Below are 14996 nucleotides of genomic sequence, written 5' to 3'. Positions count from 1 at the left end.
GCCCGGCGCTGCACCGAACTCGACCGGCTCTCCGCGCGAGCGGCGGAGGGCGTACAACGGTTGGCGCCGCTGCGCGAGGAGTACGACCGGGTGGCCCGCCTCGCCGGACTCAGCGCGGGCACCTCGGCGGACAACGAACGCAAGATGCGCCTGGAGTCGTATGTGCTGGCCGCCCGCCTGGAACAGGTGGCCGCCGCCGCGACCGTACGGCTGCGGCGCATGTCCTCCGGCCGCTACACCCTCGTCCACTCCGACGACCGGACCGGCCGCGGACGCAGCGGCCTCGGGCTGCACGTCGTCGACGCCTGGACCGGGCGCGAGCGGGACACGGCGACCCTCTCGGGCGGCGAGACGTTCTTCGCCTCGCTCGCCCTCGCCCTCGGCCTCGCGGATGTCGTCACGGACGAGGCGGGCGGCGTCCGGCTGGACACCCTCTTCATCGACGAGGGCTTCGGCAGCCTCGACGAGCAGACCCTCGACGAGGTACTCGACGTACTCGACTCGCTGCGTGAACGCGACCGCAGCGTCGGCATCGTCAGTCACGTCGCCGACCTGCGCAGACGCATTCACGCGCAGCTGGAGGTCGTCAAGGGCAGAGCGGGCTCCGAACTGCGGCAGCGGGGCGTCGGCTGAGGTCAGCGGCCGAGGGGGCGCCGGGGCAGGGGTGATGAGTACACGACGCTCGTGGTGACCGAACCCAGGGCGCCGATCTTCCCGGAGACCTCCTCCAGGTGGCGCATCGAGCGGGCGGTGACCTTGATGACGAAGCAGTCGTCGCCCGTGACGTGGTGGGCCTCCAGGATCTCGGGGGTCGCGGCGACGAGGTCGTGGAAGGGCTTGTAGTTGCCGGACGGATACTCAGAAGCACTCCGCCACTCACCTCGGGGAAGGGCGTAGCGCAGCCGGACGAAAGCCAGGATCGGCAGCCCGAGCCGCTCCGGGTCGACGACCGCCGCATAGCCCTGGATGACGCCCGCCTCCTCCAGCCGCCGCACCCGTTCGGTGACCGCGCTCGGCGACATGGAGACGGCACGGGCCAGCTCGGCGAAGCTGGCCCGGCCCTCCCGCTGGAGGACGTCGAGAATGTGCCAGTCGGTGGCGTCCGGGGAATACGTGGTCATGGGCGATGAATAGCAGGGGAATCCCCGGCCGATCAAGGGGAGTGCCGGGGATCGCCACTTCAGAGCACGGCTCAACTTCCGTAGTTTTTTGTCCATGACGACCACCACCGTGAACCCCGTCCTCCGCGTCGCCCCCGCCAACCCGGCCGAGGCCGCCGCCCACTTCCGCGCCAGTCTCGCCTTCCACGCCGACGTCTCCGACGTGGCCGCCGCGCTCTCGGCCGGCGGCGACCCGGGCTTCGTCGTGCTGGACTCCCGTTCCACCGAGTCCTGGGACCAGGGCCACATCCCGGGCGCCGTCCACCTCCCGACCGCGCTCATCCCCGAACAGGCCGGTCAGCTCCTCGACAAGTCGGTGCCGGTCGTGACGTACTGCTGGGGCCCCGCCTGCAACGGCGCGACCCGGGCCGCCCTCGCCCTCGCCGAACTCGGCTACCAGGTCAAGGAGATGCTCGGCGGCTTCGAGTACTGGGTGCGCGAGGGCTTCGAGTTCGAGACCTGGCAGGGCCGCGAACACCGCGCCTCCGACCCTCTGACGGCGCCCATGGACGCAGAGGACTGCGGCTGTTGAAACAGCCGTGACAAGCGAGGCCCCCGTGCGTGTAGGTTTCTGCGCCATGGTGCGATACGCGGAACCGGGCGTCGTGGAGTGGGTCGAGTCGGGCGGCGGGCCGCTTATAGCGGTGCCGGAAACGGTGCTGCCGTTCTGGGCGGGCGCCGACGGCGACGAGACCGCCTCCGACTACGACCGGGCCTGCGAGGTCGACGGCTTCGTCGGGCTGCTCCCGGTCGGGGACTCCGCGGCCCTGGTCCTGGGCGACGAGCCGGCCTTGACCACCTTCCTGCCGGCCCACGACACCTTCGTACGGTGGTGCGCGGCCGACTCCGAGGACGAACTGCTGGCCCATGTCCCCGAGGCCCTCGCCACCGCGGTCTGGGCGGACGAGGTGCGCTGGCACGTGCCCGGGCCGGTGCTGCTGTTCGACTCGGCCTGGCCCGGAGGGGATTGCGAGCGGGCGGGCCACCTGAGGATCGCCCTGGATCCGGGGCCGTACGCGGTCCGGGCGGCGCAGGTGCAGCCCGGGCCGGAGACCTGGCTGGGGCTGGTGCAGTTGCGGCCGCTGGGGGACTGACCTTCGGGCCGGGTGGCCCACGTGGGAAATCAGATGCGCCCCGCGCAACCGTTCCCCATCATGGTCGACCATGCCCCGACTCCCGCACCCCGCCCCCGAAGCCCTGCGCCGTGACCCTCTGCCGCTGCGTGGCCGTACCGCCCTCGTGACCGGTGCCAGCCGGCGCGGCGGCATCGGTCATGCCGTGGCCCGACGGCTCGCCGCGTACGGCGCGAGCGTCTATCTGCATCACCATGTGCCGCACGACGCCGCCATGCCCTGGGGCGCCGACCGCCCCGAGGACGTGACCGCGTCCGTGCGTGCGGCGCTCGGCGATCCCGGCGCCCGTGTCGTCGCCGGTCCCGGCGATCTCTCCGACCCGGCGGCACCCGCCGAACTCATCGCCACAGCCACCTCGGCGCTCGGCGGACGGCTCGACATCCTCGTCGCCAACCACGCCCTGAGCGGCTCCGACGGAACGCTCGACGAGATCGACGCGGCGATGCTCGACGCGCACTGGGCGGTCGACAGCCGCTCGGTGCTGCTGCTGATCCAGGCCTATGCCCGGCAGCCGGAGCGGCCCCGTGGCGGGCGCGTGTTGATGATGACCTCCGGCCAGGACATCGCGGGCGGTATGCCCGGCGAAATCGCCTACGCCCTCCAGAAGGGCGCCCTCGCCTCGATGACCCGCTCCCTGTCGACCACGCTCGCCGAGCAGGCGATCACGGTGAACACCGTCAACCCCGGCCCCGTCGACACGGATTACCTGACCGGCGACGCCTACGAGGCCGTCGCCGTCCGCTTCCCCGCCGGCCGGTGGGGCATGCCCGACGACCCCGCCCGTCTCATCGCCTGGCTGGCGACGGACGAGGCGGAGTGGGTCACCGGTCAGGTCATCGACTCGGAGGGCGGGTTCCGGCGCTGATCACAAGGTGGACGGTCAGAGCGCGGACAGCTCGTCCACCAGGTCGTCCAGCCCCAGCGAGCCCTGCGAGAGAGCCGCCATGTGCCAGGCCTTGGGATCGAAGGCGTCGCCGAGCCGCTTGCGGGCGTTCTCCCGGCCCAGCAGCCAGGCCCGCTCGCCGAGCTTGTAGCCGATGGCCTGGCCCGGCATGGACAGGTAGCGGGTCAGCTCGCTCTCCACGAAGTCCCCGGGGCGGCTGCTGTGGGAGCCGAAGAACTCCTGCGCCAGCTCGGGCGTCCAGCGCTCGCCGGGGTGGAAGGGGGAGTCGTCCGGGATCATCAGCTCCAGGTGCATGCCGATGTCGATGATCACGCGCACCGCGCGCATCATCTGCGCGTCCAGATAGCCGAGCCGGCGCTCGGCGTCCGTCAGGAAGCCCAGCTCGTCCATCAGCCGCTCGGCGTACAGCGCCCAGCCCTCGGCGTTGGCGCTCACCATGCCGACGCTGGCCTGGTAGCGGGAGAGGTTCTGCGCCACGTGCTTCCACTGGGCCAGCTGGAGGTGGTGACCGGGCACGCCCTCGTGGTACCAGGTCGACACGAGGTCGTAGACCGGGAAGCGGTCCTTGCCCATCGTCGGCAGCCAGGTGCAGCCCGGGCGCGTGAAGTCGTCCGACGGCGGCGTGTAGTACGGCGCGGCGGCGCTGCCCGGAGGGGCGATGCGCGACTCCACCCGCCGTACCCGCTCGGCCAGGTCGAAGTGGGTCCCGTCGAGCGCGTCGATCGCCTCGTCCATCAGGGACTGCAGCCAGCGCTGCACCTCGTCGACGCCCTCGATGTGCGTGCCGTGCTCGTCGAGGTGCGCCAGCGCCACCCAAGGCGTGGCCGCGCCCGGCAGGATCTTGTCGGCCTCGGTCTTCATCTCGCCGAGGAGGCGGTGGTATTCGGACCAGCCGTACGCGTACGCCTCGTCCAGGTCGAGGTCGGTGCCGTTGAAGTAGCGGACCCAGCGGGCGTACCGCTCACGGCCCACGACGTCCGGCGAGCCCTCGATCGCCGGTGCGTACACATCCCGCATCCAGTCGCGCAGCGTCACGATGGAAGCGGTGGCCGAGCGGGCCGCCTCGTCCAGCTGGGAGCGCAGCGCCTCGGGACCGGCCGCCGCGAACTGCTCGAACCAGCCGTGGCCCTGACCATCCGTGTCGGCCCACTCGCCGAGCTGCTCGACGAAGGTGGCAGTGGCGCGCGGACCGGCGTACAGCTTCCGCTCCAGGCCGAGCGCCAGGGACTCCCGGTAGCCCTCCAGCGCGGCCGGGACGGCGCGCAGCCGCTCGGCGATCGCCACCCAGTCCTCCTCCGTCTGCATCGGCGTCACGGTGAACACCTGGCGCACCGAATGCGCGACGGAACTCAGGTTGCTGACGGAACGCAGGCTCTCCTCGGCCTCGTGCACGGCGAGTTCGGCGCTGAGCCGCTCGCGCAGCAGGCGCGCGCACCGGCGCTCGATGTCACTGTCCGCGCCGGGCAGCCGCTCCGACTCGTCCAGCCGGGCCAGCGTCCGGCGCGCGAGCTCGGCGAGCGCCTCCTGGCCGGCGGGCGAGGTGTCGGGCAGCCTGCTCGAACTCTCCTTCACGCCGAGGAAGGTGCCGGTGATCGGGTCGAGGGCGATGAGCTCGTCGACGTAGGCGTCGGCGACCTCGCGGGGCAGCGGGCTCTTGGTCTCTGACATGCGGCCATCCTCGTACGAGGGGCCGCCCGCCGTCACGTGGATTGGGCCGGGGGAGAGGGCGGCAGCAGCGGGCCGCAGTCCCACTTCTGGAAGATCAACCGGGTCTCCACCCGGGCCACTTCCCGGCGCGAGGTGAACTCGTCCAGGACCAGCCGCTGCAGATCCGCCATGTCCGCGACCGCGACATGCACGAGATAGTCGTCCGGGCCGGTGAGATGGAAGACGGTCAGCGACTCGGGCAGCGCCCGGATGCGCTCCACGAACGGCCCCACCAACTCCCGCCGGTGCGGCCTGACCTGAACCGACAGCAACGCCTCAAGGCCTCGCCCCAGCTTGGCCGGATCCAGCCGCAGCCGATGCCCGAGGATGACGCCCGCGCGACGCAGCCTGGTCACCCGGTCCAGACAGGTCGACGGCGCCACGCCGATCTGCGCGGCGAGGTCGCGGTACGTCGTCCGGGCGTCGTTCTGCAGCAGCCGCAGCAGCTGGAGATCCACCGGGTCCAGTACGACAGATTCGGCCATCGGGCGAACGTAACACGGCGTTCGGCGGCGATGACCCGGTCGGCGTTCACTCTTCCCTCATGGACACGCCCACCGCATCGAGAGCCCTCGCCACCGAGGCCGTGCACGCCGGCCGCGACGACCTCGCCCGCCAGGGCCTGCACGCCCCGCCGATCGACCTGTCCACCACGTATCCGTCGCACGACAGCCAAGGCGAGGCGGCCCGCATCGACGCCTTCGCCACCACCGGCGCCATACCGGACGGCCCGCCGGTCTACGGACGGCTGGGCAACCCCACCGTCGCCCGTTTCGAGACCGCCCTGGCCCGCCTCGAAGGCACCGAGTCCGCCGTCGCCTTCGCCAGCGGGATGGCGGCACTGACCGCGGTGCTTCTCGTACGGGGCTCGCTGGGCCTGCGCCATGTCGTGGCCGTACGGCCCCTGTACGGCTGCAGCGACCATCTGCTCACCGCCGGTCTGCTGGGCTCCGAGGTGACTTGGACCGACCCGGCCGGGATCGCGGCGGCGCTGCGACCCGACACGGGACTGATCATGGTCGAGTCCCCGGCGAACCCCACACTGGCCGAAATCGACCTGCGCGCCGTCGCCCACGCCTGCGGCTCCGTACCGCTGCTGGCCGACAACACCTTCGCCACACCGGTGCTGCAACGCCCCGCCGAACACGGCGCCCGGCTCGTGCTGCACAGCGCCACCAAGTACCTCGGTGGGCACGGCGACGTGATGGCGGGCGTGGTCGCGTGCGACGAGGAGTTCGCCGGACGGCTGCGCCAGGTCCGCTTCGCGACGGGCGGCGTGCTGCACCCCCTGGCCGGCTACCTGCTGCTGCGCGGCCTAGCGACGCTGCCGGTGCGCGTCCGTGCCGCATCCGCGAACGCCGCCGAACTCGCCCGCCGTCTCGCCGCCGACCCGCGCGTGGCCCGCGTCCACTACCCACGCATCGGCGGCGCCATGATCGCCTTCGAGGTCCACGGCGATCCCCACCAGGTCATCGCCGACGTCCGCCTGATCACCCCCGCGGTGAGCCTCGGCAGCGTAGACACCCTCATCCAGCACCCGGCATCCATCAGCCACCGCATCGTGGAAGCGACGGACCGAAGGGATGCCGGGGTGAGCGACAAGTTGCTGCGCCTGTCGGTGGGTTTGGAGGACGTAGAAGACCTGTGGAGAGATCTGGACGGTGCGCTAAGGCGCCCCGACAGGGGCGCGGGGAACTGCGCGATCAGCCACAACGAACCCGCAGCCACCAGCGCCCCGTAACCCCTACGGCGCCTAGGCCCTCGTAACCCCCACCGTGCCCTCTGCCGCTCCCAGCGGAGAATCCAGCCGAGCCGTGATCACCAGGGTCCCCTCCTCGATCTGATAGTCGAGAGGCAGCCCCAGACCACGCATCGCAGCAACCATGCCGGTGTTGGACGACTGTGTCACCGCGTACACATTCTCGCAGCCCGCCTCGACCGCCATCGCGACCAGTCTGCGGAGCAACCCCCCGCCGATACCCCGCCCCTGCCACTCGTCCTCGACCAGCAGCGCGACCTCCGTCTCGTCCCCGTCCCACAGCAGATGCCCGAGCCCCACAATCCGCCCGGACGCGGTCTGCACCGCGAGGGTCCGGCCGAAGCGCGGGCTCAGCAGATGGTGGAGGTAACGATGCGCGTCACCGACAGGCCCGTGGTACCGCAGGGACAGCGTCCGCGCCGAGCACCGCTCGTGCATCGCCGTCGCGGCCTCCAGATCGTCCGTGCCGGCGCGGCGGACGGTGATCGCGTTGCCCTCGGGGAGCGTGAGGACGTCCTGGCCACGCGGAACGCGCGGGCCGAGCCGGGCGTCCAGCTCCACCAGCGCCCGCGCCCGGGCGAACTCGGTCGGGGTGAAGGGCAGATACGGCCGCTCCACGGTGATCACTCCGCCTTCCGGTGCCCGCAGCCGCATGACGGTGTCCTCCAACGCCCCTTCCACCGGGACGCCTTCGGGCGCCCGGCCGCCGCCGGGCGGGGCGGCGGGGAGTGAGCGGATGGTGCAGCGGCCCAGCAACTGGCGCAGTGCGAGCGGGAGTTCCGCCGCGTCCAGGGCGGTGCGGGTGGCGAGGCCGAGCACTCGGGTCGGCGCGTCGACGAGGTCGTGGGCGTCGGCCCGCTCGATCCACGTGCCGGTACCCCCGGCCCGGTCGATCGCCCGGGTGATGTCGTCCGCCGCGAGCTCACCGGGAGCCCGCAGCAGGAACTCGTCCACCGTGCCCGCGGCCAGCGGATGCGTCTGGAGGCTGAGGATGTCGACCTGCTGCCCGGCGAGGGCGATGCACAGCGCGGCCAGGGACCCCGGTTCGTCCTGCACCGTCGTTCGCATCCGCCACAGGGCACGCTCCCGGACCCCGGCCTGCTCCGTGGGGAGCGGCCGGGTGCTGGTATCAGTCGTCGGCGGGGCATGACCGTGGCGTCGTGTCCACCATGTGTGGAACGCGGCCGTGATGTCCCGCCACCAGTGGTGCACCGTACGACCGTGCTGCGCACGCGTCACATCAGATATGTCTCGACTCATGCAGCCACTGTGAAGGAAGGGTGTTGCGTGATCACGAACGCACTGTGACTGACGGGTAAAGCAGCCTTCTGTCGCTTTTGTGAAACGTCAGTGCCGCGCACCAGGGGATGACGCCGGTACGCGGCACTGATACGAGGTTACGGGACCTACTGGCCGACGCGTCCCGGCTGGAGCACGTGCGTGAAGAGCACCGTGCCGTCGGACTCGCGCAGCCGCACCGTCAGTTCCCCGCTGTGGCCGTCGATGTCGACCTCGCCGAAGAACTGGTAGCCGCCGGCGGGGGAGACGTTCGCGGTGGTCGGCGCCTTGAGGAACACCCGGTCCGGGCCGAAGGTGTTGTCGAGTGTGTTCGCGGGGAAGGCACCGGCGTTGAGCGGGCCCGAGACGAACTCCCAGAACGGCTCGAAGTCGGTGAACGCGGCCCGGGACGGCAGGTAGTGCTGGGCCGAGGTGTAGTGCACATCGGCGGTCAGCCACACCGTGCCCGTGATCCGGCGGTGCTTGATGAACCGCAGCAGCTCGGCGATCTGCAGCTCACGGCCGAGAGGCGCGCCAGGGTCACCCTGCGCGACCGCCTCGATGTTGGGCTTGCCGTCGCCGGTGTCCGGTACGACCAGGCCGAGCGGCATGTCGGAGGCGATCACCTTCCACACCGCCCGGGAGCGGGACAGCTCGCGCTTGAGCCACTCCAGTTGCTCGCTGCCCAGGATGCCCACCGGGTCGGTGCTCTGGTTGTCCGGGGAGTTGGCGTTGCGGTAGGTGCGCATGTCCAGGACGAAGACGTCGAGGAGCGGGCCGTAGTGCTGGACCCGGTAGACCCGGCCGTCGGGGCGGCGCAGCGTCGAGATCGGGTAGTACTCGGAGAACGCCTGCCGGGCGCGCGCGGCGAGCACGTCGACGTTCTTCTCGGTGTACCGGTTGTCGGTGAGGATCTCGCCCGGGTACCAGTTGTTGGTGACCTCGTGGTCGTCCCACTGGATGATGGACGGGACCTGGGCGTTGAAGGCCCGCAGGTTCTCGTCCAGCAGGTTGTAGCGGAAGTTGCCGCGGAACTCCGCGAGCGTCTCGGCCACCTTGGACTTCTCCTCGGTGGTGATGTTCCGCCAGGTGCTGCCGTCGGGCAGGGCCACGGTCTCGGTGATCGGGCCGTCGGCGTAGATGTTGTCGCCGCTGCAGATGAAGAAGTCGGGGTCGAGCTTCGCCATCGCGTCGTAGATCCGGTAGCCCCCGAACTCCGGGTTGATGCCCCAGCCCTGCCCGGCCAGGTCGCCGGACCAGACGAACCGCACGCCGTCGCGGCGCTTGTCGGACGCCGTACGGAAGGTGCCGGTTACCGGTTCGCCGGTGCGGTGCGGGTCGTCGGGGTCGGCCAGCAGGACGCGGTAGTGGATCTGCTCGCCGGACGGGAGTCCGCGCAGCCGGGTCGTGCCGGTGAAGTCGGTGCCGGCGCCGAGCAGCGGGCCGTGCCATCTGCGCGGGTTGCGGAACGACTCGGTCGCGGACGTCTCGACGATCATCCGGGCGGGACGGTCGGAGCGCACCCACACCAGACCGGAGTCGCAGGTCACGTCTCCCGTCTGCACGCCCCAGCCGGCCTTGGGACGCCCGGACAGCGCGAGGGCCGGTGCGGCGCCCAGGGCGGGCGGCAGGGTCAGGGCCGCCGACGCGGCGAGGGAGCCGCGCAGGACGCTGCGGCGGCCGGGGAAGGGACGGTGTGACATGGATGCGCCTCCGGGGACCAGATCCGGTCAGTGTGCGATGCCACAACTACTGGGGCGCCGCAGCGCACACGCAAACCACAAGTGAACAACCGACCGCGGGAACAAGGGAACAGGCCGGTCGGTCATGCGGGGGTGCGCCCTTGTCAGCCCCTGACGGCCTCCGCCATCAGCCGTACGCCCGCCCGGATGCGCGCCGGTGACAGGTGGGCGTAGCCCACCACCAGCCGTACGTCCTTGCTGCCGCCGACGTCCGCCGTCCCGTGCGCGTAGTCCACCAGTGGGCGCACCGTGACACCGGCGTCGGCCACGCGCGAGAGGAAGTGCTTCTCGGGCCCGTACCGGCGGGGGAGGGTGGCGATGACGTGCAGGCCCGCCGCGATCCCGGACACCGCCGAGCCGGGGAAGTGCTCCTCCAGGGCGGCCACGAGCGTGTCGCGCCGCTCGCGGTACGCGCGTTGGCAGCGGCGCAGCTGACGGTCGTAGTCGCCGCGCTCCACGAAGCGGGCGAACAGCGCCTGGTCGAGGGTGGGATGACCGAGATCCATGGTGCGCTTGCGCTCGATCACCTCGTCGGCGAGCGCTTCCGGTACGAGCAGCCAGCCGAGCCGGAGCCCCGGAGCGAGGGACTTGCTGACCGACCCGGCGTAGGCGACGCGCTCCGGGTCGAGTCCTTGGAGCGCGCCGACGGGAGCGCGGTCGTAGCGGAAGTCGCCGTCGTAGTCGTCCTCCAGGACGAAGCCGTCCACGGACCGTGCCCAGTCGAGCAGTTCGGCCCGGCGGCGCGCGGAGTAGGCGATCCCGGTGGGGAACTGGTGCGCCGGCGTCACCACGACCGACCGTACCCGTGTGTCCCGCAGCGGGCCGATGGCCAGCCCTTCGTCGTCCAGGGGCACCGGCACGGTAGTGATGCCTGCCGCCGCGTACAGGGCGTCGTGCTGCGGGCTGCCCGGGTTCTCGGCGCCGACGGCTGTCATCCCGCGCGCGTGGAGTGCGAATCCGAGCAGTGAGGTCGCCTGGGCCACGCCGGAGACGACCAGGATCCGCTCCGGGTCCGCGACCACGCCGCGGCGGCGGGCGAGCAGTTCGGCCAGCGCCGTACGCAGCCGGGGCAGCCCGCGCGGATCGGGATAGCCGAGGTCGTGGTGCGGCAGCTCGGCCAGCACACCGCGCTGCGCCGCCGCCCACGCGGCACGCGGGAACAGCGACAGGTCCGGCGTCCCGGGCACGAAGTCGGCCCGGGCTCCGGGCGGGCGCGGAGAGAGGTCACGCGCGCGTGGCCGCGCCGCCCGTACGGCACCGCCCACCCAGGACCCCGCACCCCGCCCGCTGCGCAGATAGCCCTCCGCGGTCAGCTGCTCGTACGCCTCCGTGATCAGCCCGCGCGACACCCCGAGGTCGGCGGCCAGATCACGGCTCGACGGCAGCCGGGTCCCCGGCGCGAGCCTGCCCGCCCGCACGGCCTCCCGCAGCGCCGCCTGCAACGAACGCCCACGCGCGCGTGCCGGCGCGGAAGCGGCCGGCAGGAGCTGTTCCCAGGCCGGGGATCCCGGACCGGCACCCGAGGGCGGCACCTCGCCCGTGGCCTCAGCCGGCTCCCCGCCCCGATTGGTCTCCGATGGCCTCATGAAAGTGGACCTTAAACCGGACCGCCGCGATTCCTAGCGTCGTCTCCATGAACGCCACCACCACCCGCGGAGCCCTGCTCGCCGCGCTCGCCTGTGTCCTCGTCGGAGGGTCCTTCACCGCCAACAGCGTCCTCGGTGAATACCCGTACGCCGGCGGCCAGTTCCTCCGCTACGGCCTGGCCTTTCTGCTGCTCGTCCCGCTGGCCGGCCGGGACGCCACGGCCCGGCTGCGGACGCTCACGCCCCGCCACTGGGCCCGCCTCGCGCTGCTCGCGGGCGTGGGCATGGTCGGCTTCAACCTGGCGGTCCTGGCGGCGGAGCGCACCGCCGAACCGGCCGTTCCGGGTGTCTTCGTCGGCTGCGCGCCCGTGATGGTGGCGGTCTTCGTGCCCCTCCTGGACGGACGCCGACCCCAACGCGTCGTCCTGTACGGCGCGTTGCTCGTCGCCGTCGGCGCCTTCACGGTCCAGGGCTGGGGACGCACGGACGGTGCCGGAATCGCGTTCTCCGTATGCGCGCTCGCCGGCGAGGTCGGTTTCGCGGTGCTCGCCGTGCCCGTACTGCGGCCCCTGGGGCCGCGGCTGCTGTCAGCCACGGTGTGCGGCGTCGCGGCGCTCGAGTCCCTGGCGGTCGGGCTCCTGCTGGACGGCGGCGCATGGCTGCGGCGACCCGACGGGACGGAGGCCGCCGCGCTGCTGTGGCAGGCGGCGATCGTCACCGTCATCGGATTCGTGTGCTGGTACATGGGCATGCAGCGGATCGGCGCGGAGCGCGCCACGCTGTTCTCCGGCCTGATCCCGGTCGCGGCGGCCGCCACCGCGCCCCTCGTCGGAACGGGCTCCTACGGGCCCGCGCAGGCCGTCGGCAGTGCCCTCGTCGGTGCCGGAGTCGCCCTCGGATCGGGCGCGTTGGCCCGGCGCCGGTCAGCGGCGGGCGTCTCGGCGACCGACGTCTCAGCGACTGCCGTCGAGGATCACGCGGGCGACCAGCGCCGGGTCGTCGTTCATGGGGACGTGACCGCAGCCGGGCAGCCGCACCAGCCGGGCCCGCGGAATGATCTGCTTGGCCCGGACCCCCTGCCGGCGCACGAGGAGCCGGTCCCTGGAGCCCCAGGCCACGGTGACCGGGATGCCCTGGATGTCGTCGGTCCACTGGACGTCGGAGCCGGCCCGGAGCGTCTCGGAGAAGGCCGAGGCGTTCGCCAGCGCGAGGGTCTCGGCGACCACGGCCTCGGGTGAACGGCGGGCCGGGCGGGCGTAGATGGTGCTCGTCAGGACCGTACGGCCGGCCGCCGACCGGGACAGCCGCTCGACCAGCGGCGGGGGCATCCGCGTGGCGAACTGCCGCATGCCCAGCAGGACGCCGAAGGCGTAGCGTCGTTCGGCCGGTGTCCAGAACCCGGCCGGGGACAGGGCGGTCACGGACCGTACGAGCTTCTCGCGGCCGAGTGCCAGGGCCAGCAGGCCGCCGAGCGAATTGCCCGCGACATGCGGCCGTTCGACCTCCAGCGCCTCGCACAGTGCGCCGAGCGCGGCGTTCATCGTGGACAGGTCGTGCGCGAGGCCTTCCGGAAGGGCCGGGGACGCGCCGAACCCGGGCAGATCGACGGCGATCACATCGCGCTCGGTCGCGAGGATGTCCACCACCGGGTCCCAGGCCTGCCGGTGGTGGCCGATGCCGTGCAGCAGGAGGAGCGGTTCGCCCGTGCCCACGCGCGCGTAGGAGAGGGTCGCGGTCCGCGGGCCGCTGGCGGAGGGGACCTTGAAGGAGACGGTGGCCGACATGAACTGCTCCTCGTCTGAGGCTCGCTGGCGGGCTGGTCGTAGACAGTTTGTCAGCAGTTGCTACCGGCGGGTAGCCCCTGAGGGTCTCCGCGGTCCGCGGTTATCGCCTGGACAGGTCCGGATGTGTCGGTTGGGATGGAATGCGTGACCACCGATATCGAGACCGACGTCTTCGAAGAGCACCGTCCCGTCCTCCTGGGAGTCGCCTACCGCATGCTCGGGCGGGTGGCCGACGCGGAGGACGTGGTCCAGGAGGCCTGGCTGCGCTGGTCCGGCGCGGACCGGAGCGAGGTGCGCGAACCGCGCGGCTATCTGGTGCGCATCACCACCCGCCTCGCCATCGACCGGCTGCGCCAGGTCAAGGCGCGCGGCGAGACCTACGTCGGCCCGTGGCTGCCGGAGCCGTACGTCACCGACTTCGGGGACACCGTCCCGGACGCCGCGGAGCGGGCCGTGCTCGCCGACTCCGTCTCCCTCGCCGTCCTCGTCGTGCTGGAGTCGCTGTCGCCGCTGGAGCGGGCGGTCTTCGTCCTGAGGGAGGCGTTCGGCTACCCGTACGCCGACATCGCCGCGATGCTCGACCGCGGCGAGTCGGCGGTACGGCAACTCGGCGGGCGCGCCCGCAAGCATGTCGAGGAACGGCGGCCGCGCTACGACGTCGACCCGGCCCAGCGTCGTGATCTGACCGAGCGTTTCCTCGCCGCCTCGATGGAGGGGGACATCGCAGGGCTCATGTCCCTGCTGGCCCCGGACGTCCGCCTCGTGGGCGACAGCGGCGGCAAGGCCAAGGCGCCGGTGCGTGTGCTGGAGACCGCCGACAAGGTGGGCCGCTTCATCGTCGGCGCGGCAGGCAAGGGCGGCGGCGTCCCGGACCTGTCCTTCCGGTTCCTGGAAGTCAACGGCGGTCCCGCGGTGCTCATGCTGTCCGGGGACAAGCCGGACAGCGTCCTCCAGTTGGAGGTACTGGACGGGCGCATCCAGTCCGTCTACATCATCCGCAACCCCGACAAGCTCCGGTCGCTCGCCGGATAGCCGCCCTGATTGGTCTTGACCAAGGGTGAGGGCCGCCCTATGGTCGCAGATAAGTGCAACAACCTTTAATAAACAAGGGCGTTAAAACGCCGCCGGACCACGGCGATTGCGGAGGACAGGGTGGGGACCACGCAGCTGGAATCGGTGCCGGAACCGAAGTACTGGCATCTCAAGACCGTGCTCAGTGAGGCACTGGACTCCGAGTTCTCCGTGGGCGAGATCCTGCCCAACGAGCGCGATCTCGCCGCCCGCTTCGGCGTCGCCAGGGCCACGCTCCGCCAGGCCCTGGAACAGCTCGAACTCGAAGGCAGGCTGCAGCGCCGCCGCGGCGTCGGTACGACGGTCGCCCCGCCGCGCGTCGGCGTCGCCCTCGGCACCGAGCAGCACACCTGGCCGGGCGCCGCCGGTGACGCCTGGCAGCCCGTCGACTGCACGACCGCGGTGCCGCCCGCGGCGGTCGCGGCCGCCCTGGAGACGGGCGCGCAGGAGCCCGTGCACATCGTGCACCGCTCCCGTCGGACGCACGGCCAGCCCGTCGCCGCCGAGCTGCTTTACGTCCCGGAGTCGGCGGTGCCCGACCTCTCCGCCATAGACGCCCCGTCGGGACCGGCACGCGCGCGTGCGGTGCTGCGCGAGCTGCAGCGCCTGGAACTGGAGGGCCAGGAGAGCGCCGTCGAGCTGGGCTCGGCGCGCGCGGACGACGCCAAGCAACTGGACCGGCTCCCCGGAGCGCCCGTCCTCGTCGTCACCACCCGCTTCAACGCCGAGGGCCGCACCGCCGCGCTCTCCGTCGCCACGTACCGCGCGGACACCTGCCGGCTGACCTTCGGGGACTCGGGCGGCGTGGAGATCCACCAGGGACCGGAACGCCAGGCCTCCTGAGAGCCGGCCCGGAAACGCGTCGCGCCCCG

The 14996-nt window shown here is 72.0% G+C and carries 14 protein-coding genes and 1 pseudogene; 8 read left to right on the top strand and 7 right to left on the bottom strand.

Translation table 11 applies throughout. The annotated features are described in order from the left end of the window. On the top strand, positions 1-633 hold a 633-nt coding region (locus tag AB0I98_RS47905), incomplete at its 5' end, for an SbcC/MukB-like Walker B domain-containing protein (protein WP_362952527.1). A gap of 2 nt (positions 634-635) precedes the next feature. On the opposite strand, the gene AB0I98_RS47900 is transcribed toward AB0I98_RS47905, so the two are convergent. Next, a complete protein-coding gene (locus AB0I98_RS47900; RefSeq protein WP_362952525.1) occupies positions 636-1121 on the bottom strand; it encodes an Lrp/AsnC family transcriptional regulator in 486 nt (161 codons plus the stop codon). A gap of 94 nt (positions 1122-1215) precedes the next feature. On the opposite strand from AB0I98_RS47900, the gene AB0I98_RS47895 reads away from it, so the two are divergent. From AB0I98_RS47895 to AB0I98_RS47885, 3 genes are all read left to right on the top strand, one after another. Continuing rightward, a complete protein-coding gene (locus tag AB0I98_RS47895; RefSeq protein WP_362952523.1) occupies positions 1216-1692 on the top strand; it encodes a rhodanese-like domain-containing protein in 477 nt (158 codons plus the stop codon). A 46-nt stretch (positions 1693-1738) separates the two neighbouring features. Beyond that, positions 1739-2254: an immunity 21 family protein gene (locus AB0I98_RS47890; protein ID WP_362952521.1), complete on the top strand. Its 516-nt coding sequence runs from the start codon at positions 1739-1741 to the stop codon at positions 2252-2254. Positions 2255-2324: 70 nt separating this feature from the next. Continuing rightward, complete coding sequence (locus tag AB0I98_RS47885) at positions 2325-3158, top strand: SDR family oxidoreductase (protein WP_362952519.1); 834 nt, start codon at positions 2325-2327, stop codon at positions 3156-3158. Positions 3159-3173: 15 nt separating this feature from the next. On the opposite strand, the gene AB0I98_RS47880 is transcribed toward AB0I98_RS47885, so the two are convergent. Then, the gene (locus tag AB0I98_RS47880; RefSeq protein WP_362952517.1) at positions 3174-4865 is read right to left on the bottom strand and encodes a DUF885 domain-containing protein; all 1692 of its coding nucleotides are present in this window, start codon (positions 4863-4865) and stop codon (positions 3174-3176) included. A gap of 32 nt (positions 4866-4897) precedes the next feature. Further along, the gene (locus AB0I98_RS47875; RefSeq protein ID WP_362952515.1) at positions 4898-5389 is read right to left on the bottom strand and encodes an Lrp/AsnC family transcriptional regulator; all 492 of its coding nucleotides are present in this window, start codon (positions 5387-5389) and stop codon (positions 4898-4900) included. A gap of 59 nt (positions 5390-5448) precedes the next feature. Between AB0I98_RS47875 and AB0I98_RS47870 the strand changes: the two genes are divergently transcribed. Next, positions 5449-6645 carry a PLP-dependent transferase gene (locus AB0I98_RS47870; RefSeq protein ID WP_362952513.1) on the top strand — a complete coding sequence of 399 codons (1197 nt, stop codon included), beginning with the start codon at positions 5449-5451 and terminating at the stop codon, positions 6643-6645. A gap of 12 nt (positions 6646-6657) precedes the next feature. Here AB0I98_RS47870 and AB0I98_RS47865 read toward each other — a convergent pair whose 3' ends face one another. From AB0I98_RS47865 to AB0I98_RS47855, 3 genes are all read right to left on the bottom strand, one after another. Then, on the bottom strand, positions 6658-7923 hold the full coding sequence (locus AB0I98_RS47865; protein WP_362952511.1) for a GNAT family N-acetyltransferase: 1266 nt from the start codon (positions 7921-7923) through the stop codon (positions 6658-6660). Between the two features lie 146 nt (positions 7924-8069). Further along, entirely contained in the window at positions 8070-9644 is a 1575-nt protein-coding gene (locus AB0I98_RS47860) for an alkaline phosphatase D family protein (protein WP_362952509.1), read from the bottom strand. A 143-nt stretch (positions 9645-9787) separates the two neighbouring features. After that, the gene (locus AB0I98_RS47855; protein ID WP_362952507.1) at positions 9788-11269 is read right to left on the bottom strand and encodes a PLP-dependent aminotransferase family protein; all 1482 of its coding nucleotides are present in this window, start codon (positions 11267-11269) and stop codon (positions 9788-9790) included. 47 nt (positions 11270-11316) lie between these two features. On the opposite strand from AB0I98_RS47855, the pseudogene AB0I98_RS47850 reads away from it, so the two are divergent. Continuing rightward, positions 11317-12105, top strand: a pseudogene (locus AB0I98_RS47850) (DMT family transporter); the annotation flags it as partial. Between the two features lie 117 nt (positions 12106-12222). On the opposite strand, the gene AB0I98_RS47845 reads toward AB0I98_RS47850, so the two are convergent. Then, the gene (locus AB0I98_RS47845; protein ID WP_362952505.1) at positions 12223-13053 is read right to left on the bottom strand and encodes an alpha/beta fold hydrolase; all 831 of its coding nucleotides are present in this window, start codon (positions 13051-13053) and stop codon (positions 12223-12225) included. Positions 13054-13197: 144 nt separating this feature from the next. Here AB0I98_RS47845 and sigJ point away from each other — a divergent pair, with 144 nt between their 5' ends. After that, entirely contained in the window at positions 13198-14085 is an 888-nt protein-coding gene (gene sigJ / locus AB0I98_RS47840) for an RNA polymerase sigma factor SigJ (RefSeq protein ID WP_362952503.1), read from the top strand. Positions 14086-14205: 120 nt separating this feature from the next. Next, positions 14206-14967, top strand: a complete 762-nt coding sequence (locus AB0I98_RS47835; RefSeq protein ID WP_362952501.1) for a GntR family transcriptional regulator — start codon at positions 14206-14208, stop codon at positions 14965-14967. Positions 14968-14996: the final 29 nt, after the last annotated feature.

The organism is Streptomyces sp. NPDC050211, from assembly GCF_040656035.1.
GTDB lineage: Bacteria > Actinomycetota > Actinomycetes > Streptomycetales > Streptomycetaceae > Streptomyces.
Note: the sequence above shows the minus strand (reverse complement) of the source record. Positions and strands in the feature narration are given on the sequence as shown.